The organism is Proteiniphilum sp. X52 (genome assembly GCF_003712195.1).
GTDB lineage: Bacteria > Bacteroidota > Bacteroidia > Bacteroidales > Dysgonomonadaceae > Proteiniphilum.
The window spans coordinates 1-21,419 of record NZ_RDSD01000006.1 but is presented as its reverse complement, the minus strand read 5'-3'; the positions used below and the strand labels follow the sequence as shown (position 1 = coordinate 21,419).

Annotated in this window: 9 protein-coding genes; all 9 read left to right on the top strand. The window is 43.2% G+C overall.

The genetic code is table 11. From position 1 onward, the window contains the following. Nucleotides 1-14: 14 nt before the first annotated feature. Nucleotides 15-1,535 carry a SusD/RagB family nutrient-binding outer membrane lipoprotein gene (locus D7D25_RS06620; protein ID WP_122968193.1) on the top strand — a complete coding sequence of 507 codons (1,521 nt, stop codon included), beginning with the start codon at nucleotides 15-17 and terminating at the stop codon, nucleotides 1,533-1,535. Nucleotides 1,536-1,726: 191 nt separating this feature from the next. Further along, nucleotides 1,727-5,185, top strand: coding sequence for a TonB-dependent receptor (locus D7D25_RS06615; RefSeq protein ID WP_158602557.1), 3,459 nt, complete (start codon nucleotides 1,727-1,729; stop codon nucleotides 5,183-5,185). A 10-nt stretch (nucleotides 5,186-5,195) separates the two neighbouring features. Continuing rightward, nucleotides 5,196-6,983, top strand: coding sequence for a RagB/SusD family nutrient uptake outer membrane protein (locus D7D25_RS06610; RefSeq protein WP_148038872.1), 1,788 nt, complete (start codon nucleotides 5,196-5,198; stop codon nucleotides 6,981-6,983). Between the two features lie 44 nt (nucleotides 6,984-7,027). Next, nucleotides 7,028-10,039, top strand: coding sequence for a SusC/RagA family TonB-linked outer membrane protein (locus D7D25_RS06605; RefSeq protein WP_122968190.1), 3,012 nt, complete (start codon nucleotides 7,028-7,030; stop codon nucleotides 10,037-10,039). Between the two features lie 12 nt (nucleotides 10,040-10,051). Continuing rightward, nucleotides 10,052-11,809, top strand: coding sequence for a RagB/SusD family nutrient uptake outer membrane protein (locus D7D25_RS06600; RefSeq protein ID WP_122968189.1), 1,758 nt, complete (start codon nucleotides 10,052-10,054; stop codon nucleotides 11,807-11,809). Between the two features lie 44 nt (nucleotides 11,810-11,853). Next, complete coding sequence (locus tag D7D25_RS06595) at nucleotides 11,854-12,873, top strand: DUF5627 domain-containing protein (RefSeq protein ID WP_122968188.1); 1,020 nt, start codon at nucleotides 11,854-11,856, stop codon at nucleotides 12,871-12,873. 255 nt (nucleotides 12,874-13,128) lie between these two features. After that, nucleotides 13,129-16,254: a DUF5107 domain-containing protein gene (locus tag D7D25_RS06590; protein ID WP_122968187.1), complete on the top strand. Its 3,126-nt coding sequence runs from the start codon at nucleotides 13,129-13,131 to the stop codon at nucleotides 16,252-16,254. Nucleotides 16,255-16,308: 54 nt separating this feature from the next. Beyond that, the gene (locus D7D25_RS06585; protein WP_148038871.1) at nucleotides 16,309-18,819 is read left to right on the top strand and encodes a glycoside hydrolase domain-containing protein; all 2,511 of its coding nucleotides are present in this window, start codon (nucleotides 16,309-16,311) and stop codon (nucleotides 18,817-18,819) included. A 96-nt stretch (nucleotides 18,820-18,915) separates the two neighbouring features. Further along, on the top strand, nucleotides 18,916-21,419 hold a 2,504-nt coding region (locus tag D7D25_RS06580; RefSeq protein ID WP_185140228.1), incomplete at its 3' end, for a right-handed parallel beta-helix repeat-containing protein.

Here is a 21,419-nt window from a genome sequence, read left to right as displayed (position 1 = left end):
ATTAAAAAATTATCATGAAACGATTCAAAAGAATTTTTATCATACTTGTCACCGGTACAATATTTCTAACAGCATGCACGGAAGATCTTAAAAATTTAAACGTGAATCCCAAAACTTCCTCCCAAATGGATAATGGCTATTTGTTTAGTTATATTCTTACAGTAACAGGCGGAAGACAATATGTGGCGAAACGTGTTAATCTGTTTTTGTGCAGCACTTTTGTTCAGCAATTTGCCAACCTGTCGACCGGGGATTATGGGGTTGGTGACAAGTACCTGTATAGCAACACATGTTGTTCTGCTTACTTTGATGAGTCTTACCCTCAGGCTGTCAAAGAATTGGCGATGCTTATTCACAATATGGAAGATGACCCGGAAATGGTGAACAATTTATCCATGGCACGGATTTGGCGGGCAGTTGTTTTTCATGTTATTACGGATCTTTACGGTGATGTGCCTTATTCCGAGTCCGGGCTCGGGTATTTGGAACAGAATTACACGCCCAAGTACGACACCCAGCAGAGCATCTACGCCGATATGCTGAATGAGTTGGAAGAGGCTGCTGCCGCTTTTGACGCGTCCAAACCGACCTGGGGAGAATCAGATCTGATTTATAACGGCGATATTGCCAAATGGAAAAAACTCGGTTACTCCATGATGTTGAGACTGGGGATGCGTATGTCGAAGGTAGATCCTACTAACGCCGCCGGGTGGGTTCAGAAAGCCGTCGCAGGAGGAGTGATGACCGGAAACGATGATATCGCATTTGTTCCGCGCAATGAAAACGGTAGCCGGGAATATAACCAAAACCCAAACAGTTGGCCTTTTCACGAAGCAGATTGGGGCGAAAAGATCAGTAAGACGCTTATAGATTTTATGCTCGCAACGAACGACCCACGGATAGATGTAATGTTTGAAAAGGGTAGCGCAAACACGGTTCATCACGGCATGCCCAACGGGTACGATCATATCACGATAAAAGCTTTCGAAGGGCTTGGTGCCGATGAGAGTCTCGACCTGAACATCTATAGCGATGTTAACCCCATTTTAGTTAATTTGGGAGCTCCATTGATCTATATGACCTATGCGGAAGTGGAGTTGATGCTGGCTGAGGCAGCCGAACGAGGTTGGGGAAATGTAACCGATGCCAAGTCTCATTATGATAAAGGAGTAAAGGCAGCCATGCAAATGTTCACGCTATATGATCCGTCGTTGACCGTTAATGATGCCGCAGTGAATGCATACCTCGCGGCCAATCCATACCATTCCTCCGTCGGGCTCAAGCAGATCGGCGAGCAATACTGGCTGGCGACCTGGATGAATTTTTACGAAAGCTATGCTAATTGGAGACGTACCGGGTATCCGGTATTGACTCCGGTTAACTACACCGGAAATGAATCAAACGGACAAATACCGAGAAGAATCAGATATCCCTCGAGTGAATACTCCGTCAATTCGTCCAATCTTGCTGAAGCGATAACTTCTATGGGTGCTGATGCTTTCACAACCCGTGTATGGTGGGATGTTGAACAATAACTTGAATAAATAAGAAAAGGAACAAAAAGATCGGGCAATGGTGGCACATCGCCCGATCGGGTGAAAATTTAATTCACGGATAATCCTCAGAAAATAAATTACCTAAACTAAAAATTCATTACAAATGTATGGAAGAAAAATTTAAACCTGACCAAAGTAGATGTAAAAAGTGCAACAGAACCATAAAAATCATGAAGATTTCATTTTTAATGCTTTTTTTCTGCTTTTTTACCATTACCGCGGGAGACGTTTTTTCGCAGCAAAAAAAACTTTCGTTGGAACTGAGCAACGTCAGTATGAAAAAGGCGATTTCCGAAATCGAAAAGACAAGCGACTATGTTTTTCTTATTACTGACGAAGCATCGAGAGAATTGAATCGAAAAATATCGTTGCGGGCAAAGAAAGAGAGCATTCAAACCATCCTGGACAATATCTTCTCCGGCACCGACCTAGCTTATAAAACGATAGGGCGACAGGTTTCGGTATATAAGAATCCCAAACCAATTACAACAGACATAAAAGAAGTTTCCATCGCTGAACCGGAACAGCAAGGAAAAACAATAAGAGGAAAGGTGATCGACGAACACGGAGAACCTCTACCGGGAGTAACCATCGTGGTAAAAGGAACATCAATGGGAACTACTACCGATGTTGACGGTAATTATATATTACACAATATTCCCGGTACTCCCGTTCTCATTTTTTCGTTTGTCGGCATGCAATCGCAGGAGATCACCGTTGGAAACAGAACCACGATCAACATAACAATGAAAGAAGAGACCATAGGCCTTGAAGAAGTTGTTGCGGTGGGATACGGTGTACAACGAAAAGAGAGTGTGGTGGGTGCCATTTCCCAGGCATCATCCAAGGAGTTGATAAGAAGGGGAAATGTTGCCGACTTAAGGGAGGCTCTGAGCGGACAATTGCCCGGCTTGGTCACGATCACCTCATCAGGAGAACCGGGCGGCACAAATGACGGGTCGAGCGCCACATCCATTTTTATCCGCGGTCAAAACACGTGGAACGGGGGTCAGCCTTTGATCCTGGTAGATGGTGTTGAAAGGGATATGAGCAATGTGGATGTCAATGAAGTACAAAATGTATCCATATTGAAAGATGCCTCTGCCACTGCGGTTTTTGGCGTAAAGGGCGCAAACGGGGTAATCTTAATAACTACCAAGAGAGGAGAAAGAGGAAAACCCAATATCTCTTTTTCTTACAATACCACGGCCATGCAGTTATCCAAAGTCCCGAAAACAATGGATTCCTACCAGGCTATCCTTACCCGGAACGAAGCCATTGAACGGGAAGTTTCACTGAACGAACCTTCCTGGCAGGATTATATCCCTTTTGAAATAGCCAAAAGATATCAATTACCCCAGTCACCCGAATACGTTGAAATATATCCCAACGTCGATTGGGAGAAAGCGATGTTCAAAGATGTCGGATTTTCACACAAAGCCACGTTGAATGTGTCTGGTGGAAACAACCTGGTCCGTTACTTCGGCTCCCTCTCCTACCTGCACGAAGGAGATATGTTTAAAGATTATGAGAATTTTAAAAATTATGACCCGAATTATGATTTTGACCGGTTTAATTTCAGAAGCAACCTCGATTTTCAGATAACCGGCTCAACTACTTTAAAAATGAACCTGTCCGGCTATTACAGCCAGAAAAATAAAAACTATGGCTATGATGGAAGTATGTGGGCAGCCGTTTACGGGATGCCGCCTGACATTTATCTCCCGCAATATTCGGACGGTCGTTGGGGCTGGTCGTTGTTGACGGGAAAAATAAACCCGGTAGCCGTAGTTTATAACCAGGGATTGAAACAAATCCGTACAACTTCGTTATTGTCCGATTTTGAGGTGGAGCAAAATCTCGAATTCATTACCAAAGGGTTGGTTGCCAAGGCCTCTTTTTATTACGACAATACCCTTTCCACGACCGGAGGCATTTGGGATTTGGCCAACCATATCCGTCCTACGGACTGGAACAGTAATACCCCGGAAAAATATGTGAACTCGGAATTATATACCGGGCCGGATCAGGATCCAAACGAATATATCCAAAACCTGCCGATCCTGGGATACAATCAATTCGACTGGGCATTGAAACCTTGGGAACTCTACGATGAAGCACCTTCCGGAGCTTTGAGCAGAAGAATGGTTTATCAATTGCAAATCAACTATGCGCGTAAATTCGGACTCCATAGCGTAGGCGCTATGGGAGTGATGAAACGGGAAGAATACGCTTCCGGAAACGAGTTTAAACATTATCGGGAAGATTGGGTATCGAGAGCCACCTACGATTACGACACCCGGTTCTTTTTGGAATTTAACGGAGCATATAACGGTTCCGAGCAGTTCGGGCCGGGATACCGTTTTGATTTCTTCCCGTCCATGGCGCTCGGATGGTATGTTTCTAACGAGAAGTTTTTCAAACCGCAGTGGATCAATAAATTAAAACTTCGCTACAGTTTGGGATACGTCGGGGATGACAGGGTAAGTGGAGGAAGATGGCTGTACGCTTCCCAATATTCCTACGGCGGTTTTGCCCGGTTAAACCAATCGCCGAGAGGCGCAAGTCCCTATACATGGTATAAGGAGGCTTCTATCGGCAACTCCGACATTCACTGGGAAAAAGCGAAAAAACAAAATTACGGTGTTGAGTTGGGTATCTTCAATAATTTACTGGCCATAGATATTGACTATTTTAGTGAGAAAAGAACCGATATCCTACTGGCGGGTAACTTAAGCAGTGTACCCCCTTTTTATGGAGGCACGCCGCCTACTACCAATTCCGGACGGGTAAACTCTACAGGGTATGAGGTTGAAACCAAGTTTAACAAAAGAATCAGCAACGACTTTCATCTCTGGACAACGCTGTCATTCACCCATATCCGGAACAAGGTAATCTTTAAAGACGACCCGCTTTTGTTACCCGATTATTTGAAAGCCCAGGGATACCCTATCGGCCAAAGCAGAAGCCTGTTAAGAACGGAGTTTTACAACAATTGGGATGAGGTGTATGCCAGTGTGCCGATGGAGACGAATGACCTACTGAAAATGCCCGGATTTTATAATCTTCTCGATTTCAATGCCGACGGATACATCCGAAACTCGGAAGATGTTGTTCCCTACGGTTATCCCGAGGTGCCGGAAAACACCTATAACCTTTCTTTGGGATTGAATTACAAGGGATTCAGTGCCATGGCCCAATTTTATGGTGTGAACAACGTTTCTCGCTCAGTACCTTTGTTAAATTTTTTGCTTTACGATAATGTGGTATTTTCTCACGTGCAGGATTACTGGTCAAAAGACAATCAAAATGCTACATCGTTCCTGCCGAGATGGAAAACTGGAAATAAAGACAATACTTCTCTCTTTAGCATCGGGGATTATTACTTGTATGATGCGTCATTTATCCGGCTCAAAACGGTTGAAATCGCTTACACATTTGACAAAGCAAATAAATTATTAAAAAACAGTGGATTATCTTCATTAAGAGTTTATTTAAATGGGAACAACCTGTTTTTCTGGTCGAGACTTCCCGATGACAGGGAAGCCGCATGGGCAGGAGGATCTGCGAGCTACGGCACCTATCCAACGGTAAAAAGGATAAATTTGGGTATTGATATTAATTTTTAAAAGACTTCCTATGAAACACATAATCTATAAAATAAGCTATTCATTACTATTGATGCTAATAATATCTTCCTGTGAAGATTATCTGGACAAATCACCGGAAGCCAATATTACGGAGAAAGAGGTTTACGGCAGTTTTACAAGTTTTCAGGGATTTGTAGAAGAGATGTACAATTGTGTTACCGATTACAACAAAGCCGGAGCCTGGAATCTATATCTTTTTGCCGATGAAACCCTGAACAACTATCCCTATTCTTTCGATTTGGGGAATTATTGGGATCAGAGCGCTTTGCTCTACGGAACAACAGCCAATACCGATAATGAACCGAGGAGTAAAAGAATATGGCCCTTGTGTTGGTACGGCATCCGGAAAGCCAATCTGGGACTAAGTAAACTTGACCTGTTAACGGATGCCACGCAGGAAGAAAAGGATTTTATCAAAGGGCAGTGCCTTTTTTTCCGGGGTTGGTTTCATTTCGAACTGATGCGTTATTGGGGAGGTCTGCCCTATATTGATACCGTATTGGTCGCCACAGATGATTTAAGCTTGCCGCGGTTGTCATATCGTGAGACGGCTTTAAAAGCGGCAGAAGATTTAAAAGCGGCAGCGAAACTGTTACCTGTCGATTGGGATAAATCGGTGGCAGGGAAGCCTACTTTAGGCAATAACCACCAACGGATCACAAAGATCCACGCATTGGGCTATCTGGGTAAAGATTTATTGTATGCGGCCAGCCCGATGATGAATGAAGAATCGACGGGAAAAGCCGTATTCGATAGTGAACTTTGTCAACAAGCGGCAGATGCTTTTTCCGAACTCCTCAAGCTCTGTGACGAAACGGGAGCTTATAAGTTACAGCCGTGGGCCACATGGACAGATAACTTTTGGGTTTGGTCAGCCAGTAACAGGACTTTGCCCGGCGGTAGCGAAGTCATCATGTATCCGGCAATTCTAGAATATTCTCGATCCAGATGGTCTGCAGTCAATGGTACGGTTCCTGTGGCTTTAGGCGGGGGAATGCAAAAAAATGTAGAAGTGCCTACGCATAATTTTATTAAAAACTATGCCATGGCCAACGGTTTGCCCATCGATGACCCCCATTCGGGGTATAATCCGAACGATCCGTGGACAGGGCGTGAACCCCGTTTTTATTCCGATATCATTATCGACGGAGACCAGCTGGTTTATAGCACAGCGCCTCCTGCCAGCGTCCGATTCGCGGAATTATACAACGGCGGCTCATACCGCAGCACGGTAGGTAACAGTGTGACGGGGTATTTCTATAAAAGGTTCAGTCCCATCGGATGCAACAGTTGGGATAATAAATGGGCAAGTTGGCAATGTTATATCCCTTATTTGCGATTGGCGGATATCTATCTGATGTACGCAGAGGCGGTATTACAAGGTTATGGCAACCCATCGTCTAAAGCGCCCAACTATTCCCTCACTGCGGAACAGGCGTTGAATATAATCAGGAACCGCGCACAATTACCGGATCTGGATGCCCGGTATACTTCAACAAAAGAAGCCTTTATGGGTGAAATTATTCGGGAAAGGGCAGTGGAATTGGCTTTTGAAGCACATCGATTTCACGATTTACGTAGGTGGAATTTGAATGGAGAGATGAAATACAGGGAGAAAACGGCCATTGATTTTGACCGCGGTCCGAACGGGAAACCAATCAATTTACAAGAAAGGATTGTGATCACGAGGGTGGTTGAAAAGAAACACAACTGGTTGCCGTTTCAGGTGAAATTTACCACTTTATATCCCGAATTTCCTCAAAATCCGGGCTGGTAACTTAGACGGGCAGTCGAATACTAACAACCTAAAAATTCCACGAAATGAAAATAAAATACGATATACTATCTACCTTATTGGTTTTTTTAATGCTGTGTTCCACAGGAAAAAGCTTTGCCCAAAGGAGGCAACATACCAAATACATAACAATTGACGCTGTTGTTCAAGATAATAACGGAAATCCCATAAGCGGAGCAACGATCTCGGCAAATGACGGATGGGTGGTCGCTTTTTCAGATGATTCGGGGAAGTTCACCATATCCGTTCCGGATCAGTCTGATCTCTCCATAAAAGCTCCCGCATTTGAGCCGGTTTATTTTCAGGCGGGAGAATTTGCCGAAATGGAATTGTTCCAGTTGGAACCTCATGTTCCTTTATATAGTAAAAGGGATAGTGTAAATATCGCTTTTGGAAGAATTCCAAAGGGCAACCTAATAGGTTCAGCTACTTTTTTAGTGGCCGACGATATAATCAAATACGATAACACCCAATGGCTTTCCGATGCCCTCTTGGGCCGCATACCCGGTTTGCTGGGCTATAACAATATCCGCGGATTGGGGAATGCTTTATTTATTGTTGACGGATTGCCCCGTGATATCTGGACGATAAACTTGGCGGAAGTGGAGCAGATAAGCGTGTTAAAGGACATCAATTCGGCAATGTTATACGGAAGCGAGGCGGTAAACGGTGTGGTTTTAATTACCACCAAAAGAGGAAATCCCAATAAGAGTAAAATAAATGTTACGGCCTATTACGGTGTCTCACTACCCATGCAACTGCCTAAATACCTGTCATCGGCCGATTATATGACATTGTATAATGAAGCCCGCGTGAACGACGGTTTAACCCCGCTATATAAAAAAAGAGTGATTGAAAACTACAGAAAAGGACATAACATTTATCGTTATCCGGATATCGATTATTATTCCAACGACTACCTGAAATCTTATAAACCTTTTGCAAAAGGAATGGCTGAATTTTCAGGGGGTAATAATACCGCCACCTATTATACCAATATGGGATGGGAGTATGCGGGAAGCCTGTTGAATTTTGGTGAAGGAAGAAACGGCCGCAGGAACAGATTCAATTTAAGGGGCAATGTCGATTTAAATGTTAATTCTTTTATCAAAGCCTCCTTAGATGCCGTGGCGGTATTTTCAAACGACAAGGAACCTGTGGGTGATTACTGGAGTAATGCGGCTACGTTAAAGCCCAACCTGTTTTCCCCTCTCCTCCCCATTAAGTATATTGTTTCAACAGAACCTTTGCTGAAATCACGAAAAAATGATGTGGGAGAAATTTACTTGCTGGGGGGCACGCAATCCTATTTGACAAACCCCATTGCCGACGGCTATTCGGGTGGCACCAGTGAAAATATACAACGGAACTTTTCACTGAACAACCGGATCGACTTTGATTTAAGTGATTTCCTGAACGGATTGGCTTTTCATACCAATATCAGTTTCGATTATTTCACCAATTATGATCAACGCGTTGCCAATGAATATTCGGTCTATGAGCCCACCTGGAATTTGACAGGAGATTCGATAGTAGCTTTGGTGAAATACGGAAATGATTCGCGTCCCGGAACCCAGTCCGTTTCTGGCACGTATTATCAGAGAAGGTTCGGTTTTTACGGCCTGCTCGACTATAACAGGATATTTAATGAGGTGCACCAATTCACGGGTTCGCTCTTGGGGTTCGCCAACAGCTATAAGATGATGGGAGATTACCAAAGTAAAAAAAATGCCAACTTCGGACTGAGGCTAAACTATATTTATAACAGGAAGTATATGGTTGATTTTAGCAGTGCCTATGTCAATTCCGTGAAGTTGCCCCCAAAAGCAAGAAGGGCATTCTCTCCCTCTTTCGGGCTTGCCTGGATGATTAGTTCCGAGGATTTTATGTCATCCGTGAAAGCGATCGATTACCTGAAACTCCGATTGACAGGGGGTATCATCAATTACGATGCAGGAATCGGGGGATTCTTCGATTACATCGGCCGATATGCCAAATCCACCGGTTATCAATGGAATGAATTGAACTGGGGTAACGAAGGCGTCGTTGCCGTGCAGGGTGAAAATAATGTGATGGGGTTTGAAAAACGAAGAGAGTTGAATATCGGGATTGAAGGGAGTTTCTTCCACCAGATGCTGGCGCTGGAAGCCAATATCTTTTCCAGTTTGAATTACGACATGGTTACCCGTGCACAAACCATATACCCCACTTTCTATTCACAATTTATTCCTTATGTCAATTTTGATAAAAATGCGTACAAAGGTGCGGAAATCGGATTGACTTTCAATCGCAAATTAGGGGATTTCCGGATTGTACTGGGGGCAAATGCATTGTACACAACGTCGGAAGTTATTAGAAGAGACGAAATATATGCCGATGCGTATCAATATCGTCAGGGACGCCCTGTAGACGCCCGTTTCGGATTGGTTGCAGCCGGGCTGTTTATGGATGAAGAAGAGATCAGCAACAGTCCCACCCAAACTTTCGGCACAGTAAAGCCGGGGGATATTAAATATGTGGATCAGAACAACGACGGCGTTATTAACATCAACGATGAGGTTCAGATCGGCCGTTGGCAGGCTCCTTTTTCTTATGGATTACACTTGTGCCTGACGTACAAAAATGTATCTTTTTACGCTTTAGGAAATGGTCGCAAGGGGGCAGATTCTTATATAAACGGGAACTATTATTGGGTGGACGGAGATAAGAAATATTCGGAGTACATATTGAACCGTTGGACGGAAGAAACCAAAACAACGGCCACTTATCCGCGTCTGACAACGATGACCAGTACGAATAATTTCCGTAATTCTACCTTTTGGCTGTATAGAGACGACTATTTTACGTTGCAACGGGCGCAATTGACCTATGAATTTCCCAAAGTCCTGGCACAAACGCTGCAAATGAAAAACATCAGTTGTTTTTTAGACGGATCCGGCCTTTTCACCGTTTCAAAATACCGGGATATAAAAGAACTGAGGGTGGGATCTGAACCAAACTACCGTTCATTTTCCGTTGGATTAAAAATGCAGTTTTAAAAAAATACCAAAATGAAACAAAATAATATATATTTTATTATCTTATTGATTGTATCAATACATTGCGTTTCGTGTGAGAACCTACTCGAACCTGAAAACGAGAATTTTACCACTTTCGAGCAAGTGTATAAGGATCCGGAGTATGCCGAAGGCCTATTAATGACCGTATATTCTAAATTACCCACCAACAGCCTGAAATATACCGAGGTCGCTACCGACGATGCCGTCAGCAACAACACATCGAATGGATTCCTGAAAATGGCTACAGGACAGTGGTCCGCGTTGTATAACCCGGTAAGTGAGTGGAACAACTCAAATTCAGCCATATTTTATATCAATCAATTTATCCCTATCATTGATACGGTAGGTTGGAAATGGTCGAATGAAGAGATAAATGGCATGTTTAAAAAAAGGCTTAAGGGCGAAGCGTACGCTTTAAAAGCGCTGTTTGAATACCATCTGCTGGTAACGATCGGGGGAATAGGAAAAGACAATCAACTGTTGGGAATTCCAATCTATAACGAGTTCATGAAATTCGATGCCGATTTTAACGTTCCGCGCGCGAGTTTTGCCGAATCGGTCAAGCAGATATATGCCGACTTGGATAAAGCGTCGGAATACCTTACCATGGACGATTACTACAATATAAGTTCAGCCTCACAACTTCCGCCCGGCTACGAGAGAGTGAATACAGACAACTACAATACGGTTTTCGGAGATTTTGCCAAACAACGCATCAGCGGCAGGATAGTAAAAGGGATCAAAGCGCGTGTAGCCTTGTTGGAGGCGAGCCCCGCCTTTTCGAACGGAGATATTGCTTTATGGAAAAAAGCGGCCGATTATGCGGCTGTACTGATCGACAAGAATAATGGTATCGAAGGGCTGGATCCGGATGGGCACCGTTTTTTTGAAGGAGCCATGATCGAAGCCATTATCTCCACAAAAAAAGAACAGGAAGAAATAATCTGGAGAAAGGCAATCGGGGCAACGTCGTACCGTGAAGCCGCCAATTATCCTCCCTCTTTATATGGAAGAGGGGAAGTGAATCCTTCGCAAAACCTGGTGGATGCATTCCCCTGTATCAATGGATACCCCATTTCCGATCCGCGAAGCGGATATAACCCGGAAGAACCTTATGCCAACCGTGACCCCCGTTTAGCGCTATACATCGTGTATGACGGGAGTAAATTGAAAGGGAATGTAATTCATACCGGTGTAGGGGGGAAGGTAGACGCCAAAGATTCCATCGCAACATCAACACGTACGGGATATTACCTTCGGAAAATGTTAAGAGAGGATGTCAATCTGGATCCGGTGTCGCCGGCGGCAAAAAATCATTACGACACACACATGAGGTATACCGAACTGTACCTCTCCTATGCCGAGGCAGCCAACGAAGCTTGGGGACCGGATGGTACCGGAAACCACAGTTACTCGGCCCGAGACGTAATAAGGGCTATCCGTAAACGGGCAGGAATAAGCCAACCCGATCTATATGTAAATTCTATTTCCACCAAAGAGGAGATGAGAAAGCTGATCCGAAACGAGAGACGGATCGAACTCTGTTTCGAAGGTTTTCGCTTCTGGGATTTGCGTCGCTGGAAAGAAGATTTGACACCGACGGTAAAAGGAGTCAATATTCATGGGAGAACGTTCGATATTGTGGATGTTGAAGAGCGTAAATACGATAATTCATACATGCATTATGCTCCACTGCCTGAAGGAGAGGTGCTTAAATTTAACGCCCTTGTCCAAAATAAGGGATGGTGAACGCATTCATTGATTTTATACAAAAAAGATAAACAGAAACCATTATGAGAAAAATAGTAATTATGATAATTTTCGTATTTGCTTTGTCAGCATGCGAAAACCAAGAGAATGTTTTTCCCGACTTTAATTTTACGGCGGCATATTTTCCTTACCAATATCCTGTCAGAACCCTGATATTGGGCGATTATATATACGATAACAGCAACGATAATGAACACAGATTTCTGATTTCGGCAGGATTTGGAGGTGTTTATGCAAATACCAAGGACAGGGTTCTCAATATACAAGTGGACGAAAGCCTATGCAAAAATGTACGGTTCGGATCTACGTCGAATGCTGTACAACCCATGCCTTCCAATTATTACACGTTAAGCTCTTCAGATAAATTGACAATCCCTGCGGGGAAATTTAATGGAAGCATTGCCGTACAGTTGTCGGAAGAATTTTTTAACGATCCATCGGCAATCCAATTGAATTACGTGATTCCTTTGCGCATTGTCGGCTCTAATGATGTGGATTCTATTTTGAGAGGAAAACCGGCCGTAAACAATCCGGATCCGAGAATTTCAAGCCATTGGGATGTTGTTCCCCGCGATTTCACCCTGTTTGCCGTAAAGTTTGTGAATCCTTATCACGGAACATACCTTCATCGTGGGAAGAGCATACTTAAAGATGCCGCAAACAACGTACTTGAAACCAATATATACCGGACACGCCATATCGTTGATAATGAATTATGGAGTTTGGGAACAAGTGGAAAAAATCAAGTAACCGTAAAAGGCAATATTCACTCCTCAAGTATTACAGGAGAGCTCAATTTGGTTTTGGATTTTGCGGATAATGGAGAATGCACGGTTAAAGAGGGGAAAGACGCTGTGCATGCTATTACCGGTACCGGTAAATTTGTCAAAGACGGCGATACTTGGGGAGATAAAAAGCGCAATGCAATTTACCTGAACTATCAATTTACGGACGGAGTTAACACCTATTCCGCCACAGATACATTGGTAATAAGGGACAGAGGAATTGTTATGGAGGTTTTTGAACCGGCAGTATTCGATTAAGGCGATTGTTTATCACACACGTTTATTTGGAAAATCGGTTATTTTATGATGTAATTGAATGCACCGGAGGGAGGATGTGCCTTTGTCGGAATCTTGAAACTTTGACAAAGGTTCTCCTCTGCATCCTCTTGTTCGTTCCGGTTTAAAGTAAATCTAATCGTTATTTACACAGGTAAATTGCTTTTTTTGGCATTCAATATAAGCATTTCAACCCACAGTTTATTTTATTCAATCCATTCATAATTTACAGCATTCATGAAACTTACTCCTATTTTAATTGGATTATGGCTGTTGGTTGCATTTTCATGCAACCAACATGACTCCCAATGTAAAGAATACGCTAAGGAATACATTACTTATCCCTATTCCGATGCAAATCCCATACCCCTGTTTGGAAAGATATATCCCTATTTTCGATACGACGGCTATACTACCCTGCCGGAAAAGAAATCATGGAAAATCATCGAACTTGAAAATGATTTTCTAAAAATTAAAATATTCCCCGAAATTGGTGGTAAAATTTGGTCTGTGATGGATAAAAGATCGGGGAAGGAGATGTTTTATGGAAATAAGGTGGTCAAATTCAGGGACATCTCCTTACGTGGGCCGTGGACAAGCGGAGGCATCGAATTCAACTATGGAGTTATCGGACATTCCCCATCCTGTTCTTTTCCGGTAGACTACCTTGTCCGAAACAACAAAGACGGAAGTGCCAGTTGTGTTGTCGGTACGTTGGATTTGTTAACACGTACTTATTGGAGTGTTGAAATCAATTTGCCCAAAGACAAAGGTTGGTTCACCACAAAATCTTTCTGGCATAACCGTACAGGCTCTCCTCAGCCTTACTACAACTGGGTGAATACGGCTATTACAGCCAAAGACGACCTGAGATTCATCTATCCGGGTATATACAACATCGGGCATGAGGGAACGATCGCATCGTCATGGCCTTTTGATTCCGTTCAAAATAAGGATATCTCTCTCTGGAGGGAAAACAATTTTGAGAGCGATCGATCCAAATCTTATCACATTATCGGAAGTCATGATTCCTATTTTGGTGCATACTGGGAAAACGATCATTTCGGCTGGCTTCATTATTCGGACAGGGATGAAAAATTGGGGAAAAAGATGTTCAGTTGGGCTTTATCCGATTTAGGCAAGATATGGGAAGAATTATTGACGGATCAAAACGGACAATATATTGAATTACAGAGCGGTAGGCTGTTTAACCAGAATATGGTAAGCAGTTCCTTTACTCCTTTCAAGCAGATCTTGTTCCAGCCCTATCAGACCGATGTATGGACTGAATATTGGTTCCCTTTCGAGGAGATGAAAGAGGTAAAAAATGTCACTTTGACAGGGGCAATTGATGTTGAAAAAAACCGAAACTCTTACGATATTTCAATATACCCTTTGCAAGCAGGTGAGGACACATTGAGAGTATATAACAATGACGGTCAAATAATAAAAGAAGAACACGTAAAATTAGGAATCCGGCAACTTTTTTCCCTGAATATTCCTGTCTCTGACAACGAAGAACTGACAAGAATATTTTACGGAAATCGGTTGTTGTGGCAAAATGAGGATAACAGGTTAAACCGTCCGGTAAAAACCGTCGACGATTTTGACTGGGATACCGGTTACGGACAATACCTTAGAGGCCGGGATTTAATGGGATTTCGTTTGTATGAACGGGCGGAACCCTATATAAAAAAATCCTTGAAGTTGAATCCGAACCACATTCCTTCCCTGGTTGAGTTGGCCAGGTTGTACTCCCATCAGATGAAGTACGACAGCGCATTTTCAGTAGCCCAAAAAGCGTTGTCCATTGATACGTACGATGCGGCAGCCAATTATGAATACGGTTGCGCGGCATTTCGTCTGAAAAAATATTTCGATGCGCTCGACGGTTTTGAAGTGGCTTCTTTAAGTGAATCTTACCGAAGTGCGGCATATACCAAAATCAGCGAGATTTATTTCGTCCGGAAAGATCTAGTGAAATCCTTGGAATACGCCCAAAAAAGTCTTGTAAACAACCAAAACAACATTCAAGGATTGCAATTAGCCTATTTAAGTTATTCATTCACAGGTGAAAGCAAAAAGGCGGAAGAGACTGGAAAGCGGATATTGGAACTGGATCCGCTGAATCATTTCGTACGGTTTGAAAACTATTTAAAACGTGGCGATACTCAAGCATTGACTGAATTCAAGAACGGCATCCGGAATGAAATGCCGGAGCAAACCTATCTGGAACTGGGGACGTGGTACCATCAACTGAATTTGCCGGATAGAAGCCTTAAAATATTGGAGCAATCGCCCGAAACTCCGGTTGTATGTTATTGGAAAGCGTTTTTAAATGACGCCCTGTATGCGGAAGATGAAAAGACAATCAATTTACAAAAAGCCCTTGAGAGGGAACTTTCTTTTCAGTTTCCTTTCAGGGAAGAGAGCAAAGAGATTCTTGAATGGGCGATAAAGGAGCAACCGCACTGGATTCCACGTTATCTGTTGGCTTTGCTTTATAGGTCCAGGAACAGAAATGACGAGGCGTATAACCTGATGTCATCTGTCCGTGAAGAGGTAAATTTTGCCCCTTTTCATGCATTTTCCGCACAGTTGGCAACAGACCTTGAGGCTAAAGGAAATTACCTGAAAAAAGCGGTTTCATTAGCACCTGCCGAATGGCGATACGTCAGCGATTTAACCCGTTATTACCTTGCCAGCAACGAGCATATAAAAGCGCTCGAAACCATTACACCTTTTTGCACAAACCATCCGGAACAATATCAGACAGGATTGTTGTATGTGCGCGTACTAATAAAAAATAAAGAGTATGAAACGGCGGAAAAAGCATTAAGTGACATCATTGTTCTCCCCGCCGAAGGTTATCGGGACGGACACAAATTATACCGGCAGACAAAATTGATGTTGGCTGCAGAAGCACTTTTAAAAAACAACACGAAATATGCGAAACAAAAAATAAATGAAGCCCGGCTGTACCCTCGTAACCTGGGTGTGGGCAAGCCAAACGACGAAGATATTGATTTCAGGCTGGAAGACTGGCTGGATGCATTAATCGCACAGAAAATAAAAAAACCGGATGAGCAAGATGAATATTTGAAGAAAGTTGCTTTTTCAAAAAAAAGCGACAATTCAATGCATTATTTATTGCAGGTACTGGCATTTTACCGGTTAGGCGAGAAGCAGCATGCAAACGACATGATGCGCAAATGGTCGTCGGCGCAAAACGACTCTCGTGTGAAAAATTGGGGAAACACCTTTTATGATACCCATAAAGATAAAGATTATGCGTTTGACTATAAGATGATTGCGGAGGTTATAGAATCAATAACGAGTGCTGAATTTATACGATTATTTTAAATAAATCGAGAAATGCAACCCCTTAATTATACAGAAACAACTAAAAAAATTGTCATGAAGTATTGTTTTTTAATGTTATCGTTGCCGGTTTTTGTGATTTTTAATTTTTCCCGATCGTATTCACAAACCGTATCGAACGTACAAAAACCGGAAGATGCGGCGGTGGTCTATGTGGAGAGAAATCCCAAACCTGTTGCAACAAAATCTGAGCAGGAGAACGGTTTTATCGTTTACCCCGGTCATTCGTTGAAAATGTCGTTTGAACATTCAAGGCCCGACTCAATGCGACTCACGGGTATCGATGCCTTTGCCGCGCAAGGAGAAATCATTCCGGTGACTTTTTGTGTATATGCACTGCGTGATATAGAAAACGCACAATTAAAAATTTCCGATTTAAAGAAGAACGACGGAACGGTTATTTCCGCAACAAGCATGAAGCCGTATATAGTGAAGTACTTGACTAAAAGATTCATGTATCAGAAACTTCAACATTTGGTGAATGCTCCCGTGTACATCACATCACTTGAAAAAACCGTCTCAATTTCCACCGATAGAAGTGAAAAAATCTGGATAAATTTTCATTCTCCCGAGCATGCTCTGCCCGGGGTATATACCGGTACGATCACACTTCAAACAGAAGATGCATCTCAGGAGATCCCTTTAAAAATACGGATTTTGCCTTTTAAACTCCCGGAGCCAGAAGGGTTGCTGTATGGATTGTACTATATGGCTTATAATCAGGTATTCGGAAATCTTAAAACGGTTGATGAGATGCGTGCACAAGTACGGCACGATCTGGCGGATATGCGGATGCACGGTATGACCTCCATAGGGATATGCAATGGGGTGGATCCAAGCAGTTATACGGTTTCCGATAAAGGAGACGTGAAATTTCATTTCGATGGCAACACGCTTTTCGAATTAACTATGGAGGCATACAAAGAATATAAATTTCCAGAACCGGTTATTGACATGTCCCGGGCGGCACAAAAGGCAACGAAAGGGCATCGATTCGGCACTCCGGAATATGATTCAATCTATGTCAGCTTTTATAAAGAACTGTTTAAAGAAGCAGCATCCAAAGGTTGGCCGGCAATGTATGTGCAACCTTACGATGAACCGGGTTGGCATTCACAGCAGGAACGCGATGAAAACCTGCATTTATTGAAAGTGTTGAAAGCGGCCGGCATTCCAACGGAAATAGATGGCCCGGGCGATAATTACTTTGTCAATATTGCGGGGCCGCATGCCGATTTTTGGAACTACAATGCGGCAATCAGTTCGGAAGAAGATGTGCAAAAAGCACAGTCGGAAGGGCGTAAGGTTACCCTTTACAATTACGATGTTTCCGGTTGGCTCGGAGAATGCGGCCGCTGGGCAACCGGACTGTTTAATTGGAAATTCGGACTCGATGGCGCTTTTAACTGGGTCTATTTTGGTGGAAGAGAAGATCTTTATAATGACTTCGATTCGAAAATCGGCGATTGGATGCACCATTATCCCAAAACAACTGCGCATCCGGGCGGTAGCTCCATCGGCTGGGAAAATATTCGTCAGGGAATAAACGACAGGCACTATCTTGAACTTTGTCAGCAAACCATCTCAAGGGCGAAAGCCAAAGGAGGAGCAGCGGCGAAAGCTGCCGAAGAGGCGGATAAAATGCTTAAAGAACTTCGCACAAGTTTGAGCAACAATCCGACAGCTCAATACAAAAACATGGATTGGACAATGTATCTTCCTGAAGAGGAAGCTAAAAAGCACGCTTTTATTCCTCCCATTCACGGAAAAATTTCTGCTTATGCCAGCGGCGCATACAAGTACGGGAACAATCTGCAATTGGATGATTACGATAAAATCCGTCAAATGGTAGCGGCACACATCGTGCACATGATGGAAAAAATGGAAGAGGTCTCCCCTACAGGAATAACGATCCCTCCCAATGTGAAAATATCCAAGACAATCCCCAAACCGGAATTTGCTCAAAAAACGATCCATATTCCCGGTTTAAAAAACGCTCCGGTTATTGATGGGCAGGTTACTCTTAATGAATGGAAAGACGCTGCCGAAGTAGAATTGACGTTGAATGATATTTTCGGAGCCCCCAAAATGCCTACAAAAGTACATTGCGGGCTACATAACGGTACGTTGTACATTGCATTTACCTGCACCGAGGAAGTGATCGATTTTCTTACCGTCAATGCTACGGAGCAAGGAGACAACGTTACGAGTGATGACTGTGTAGAGGTATTCCTTGATCCCGGAATTACGCAGAGTAAATTTTATCATGTAGCCGTAAACCCGCTTGGAATCTATTTGACGGATGGAAGTTACAAGGATTGGAATCCCGACATAAAAACGGCGACATCAATAAACAAAGAAAAACAGGAATGGATTGTGGAGCTCGGTATCCCTGTAAAAGGGATGAAATTAGTTCCCCGGTTTGGATTGAACTTCAATCGTGAACGCAGACCAAAAGATGCATTACTCGAACTTTCATCGTGGGTAATGACAAGAGGCGGCTTTGGCAGACCGGAGAGATTTGGAACCGCAATTATCGATGATTAGCAAGACATTTTTTATTCTGTTATATGTAATTTGTTCATTACAAATAAATTGGAATTGAATATTTATTTATCAAATAATTATTAAAAACTAAAAATCATGAAAAAATTTATTTATTATTTTATCCTTTTATTCTTTGCGGTAGTGTTTATTCATTGTGAGGATGAATTAATACCACCTCCAAAAGAAATCATACCTGAAGAGATTATTACCTGTTATTATGTTTCAACGAGCGGAGATGACACAAATACCGGCATCACAAAGCAAGATGCGTGGAAAACAATATCTTACGCAGCAAAGGAGGCAAATCCGGGTGATACGATTTTAATAGAAGGTGGTAATTATGACAATGAAAATGTGGTTATTGCAAATGCCGGATCGGAAGCTTCCCCGATCGTCTTTATGGGATATAACGGCACCCCGGTGCTCGATGGAAAAGACTGGCTATCTGTTGGCATTCATATATCCAAGAAAGATTACATCGTATTAAAAAACATAAAAGTAAAAAATTACCGGACAGGAATTTTAATTGAAAGTACCAAGAACAATACGTTAGATGGTGTTATTGTAGATTCATGCTGTAACACAGATTATGCGAACAAAGGATGGGATGGTTACGGCATACAATTGAAATACGCCGAAAATGCCCTTATCAAAAACTGTTCGACCACAGATAACGGGGGAAACAACATTCACCTGTTTAAATCGAACAATTGTACGCTTGAAGATTGTAAATCTTACTCCAAACAATCGGAAGATAATCAATTTGCGACCGATTATTATATCGTATTGGAGTGGAGCAGTAATAATACTATCCGGAACTGTCACACAGAGAATACAACCGGGTGGGGAAAAGGCGACCACGGTATCATCATCAAGGACAATCCGAGCACGACAGGAACGCATAGCACCAATAACCGCTTTGTCAACTGTACCTCAAAAAATTTTGAAGAGTGCATCTCCTTTTCGCACGGTGCGCATCACAATGTAGCCGATAGCTGCTATGCCGACAATACGGGTAAATCGGGCGGATTCAATACCTGCCTGATGGTTAGGGACGGCGCCGAATACAATACGTTCAGCAATTGCAAGGCAGTTGGAAAGACGCAGGTTGTCACCGTTTACGACGGATCACGCGAGGGAGGGGTCAATCAAATGCAGACCGGAAACAAATTCGTCAATTGTATTTTTGAAAAAGGAATAATCGGTGCCTATTTCAGAAGTTCGGTCAATACAACATTCAAGAATTGCAATTTTGTCAACATCACTCACCTGTTCAGGTTTAGCGTAACCGCTTACGGGGGAGCGGATGACAATTCGGGTACTCTTCTCCGCAACTGTATACTCTCTGGCGTTACGAAACAATATGAGACCATATCCCGGAACGGAGGATGGGGGCTATGGACCGGTTCGGCTTATTCAAATGAAGCCGGTTACAGCGACATGGATGATGTTACATTTGAATACACCAATTTCTGGAACGGATTTGCACGAATCACCGGCACGGGAAATACAGCCGTTGATCCGTTATTTGCAGACGAAACGAATTCCGATTACCACCTGAAATCGGAAGAAGGGCGTTGGAATGGGAACGGATGGATAACGGACAATGTAACCAGTCCGTGTATCAATGCCGGTAATCCGAATGATGAATATTCAAAAGAACCTTCTCCCAATGGCGAAAGAGTAAATATGGGAGCTTACGGAAACACGGCTGAAGCATCAAAAAGTTCGGAGGTTGTGGCACCACCGGCAGATGACAACAAGATCACTCTTGTCACGGAGAAAGCTGCCGGAGAAAAAATCAAGATTGCGCTATATGCCGCTGTGGAAGATCAGGCCGATGTCTGGATAGACCTGAACGACAACGGGAAAAAGGACGCCAATGAAACGCCGGCATTTACCGTACCCTCTACCGGCCCTGTAGCCACGGGATTTGTGGAATTTGAAATTGGCGCACAGACCGTACATATTTACGGCAAAGTATATCGGCTGGACTGTCCCAAAAACAGGATTACCGCATTGTTGTCGAATAAAGAACTGCGTAACCTGTTTTGTTACGGAAATAAAATCACGGGAGCAAATGCCACCGCCCTGATGAACTCTTTACCCGATCGCAACGAAATCGGTTCTGCTGGCACATTGGCCTTTATTGATACAACCGTTCCCGATGAGCAAAACAGAGCCACAAAAGCAGACGTGAATATCGCGGTTGCAAAAAAATGGGGTGTATATGATTATAGGGGCAGTAACGCAAACAAAGTGCCCTATGAGGGAGAACCGGACGATGTTGATAAAATCACTCTTGTCACGGAGAAAGCTGTCGGAGAAAAAATCAAGATTGCGCTATATGCCGCTGCGGAAGATCAGGCCGATGTCTGGATAGACCTGAACAACAACGGGAAAAAGGACGCCAATGAAACGCCGGCATTTACCGTACCCTCTACCGGCCCTATAGCCACGGGATTTGTGGAATTTGAAATTGGCGCACAGACCGTACATATTTACGGCAAAGTATATCGGCTGGACTGTCCCAAAAACAGGATTACCGCATTGTTGTCGAATAAAGAACTGCGTAACCTGTTTTGTTACGGAAATAAAAT

Bases quoted from the DNA above. Each gene is read 5' to 3' on its own strand.
- D7D25_RS06610 (WP_148038872.1), top strand. From the start codon at position 5,196: ATGAAACACATAATCTATAAAATAAGCTATTCATTACTATTGATGCTA.
- D7D25_RS06620 (WP_122968193.1), top strand. From the start codon at position 15: ATGAAACGATTCAAAAGAATTTTTATCATACTTGTCACCGGTACAATA.
- D7D25_RS06585 (WP_148038871.1), top strand. From the start codon at position 16,309: ATGAAGTATTGTTTTTTAATGTTATCGTTGCCGGTTTTTGTGATTTTT.
- D7D25_RS06605 (WP_122968190.1), top strand. From the start codon at position 7,028: ATGAAAATAAAATACGATATACTATCTACCTTATTGGTTTTTTTAATG.
- D7D25_RS06595 (WP_122968188.1), top strand. From the start codon at position 11,854: ATGAGAAAAATAGTAATTATGATAATTTTCGTATTTGCTTTGTCAGCA.
- D7D25_RS06600 (WP_122968189.1), top strand. From the start codon at position 10,052: ATGAAACAAAATAATATATATTTTATTATCTTATTGATTGTATCAATA.
- D7D25_RS06615 (WP_158602557.1), top strand. From the start codon at position 1,727: ATGAAGATTTCATTTTTAATGCTTTTTTTCTGCTTTTTTACCATTACC.
- D7D25_RS06590 (WP_122968187.1), top strand. From the start codon at position 13,129: ATGAAACTTACTCCTATTTTAATTGGATTATGGCTGTTGGTTGCATTT.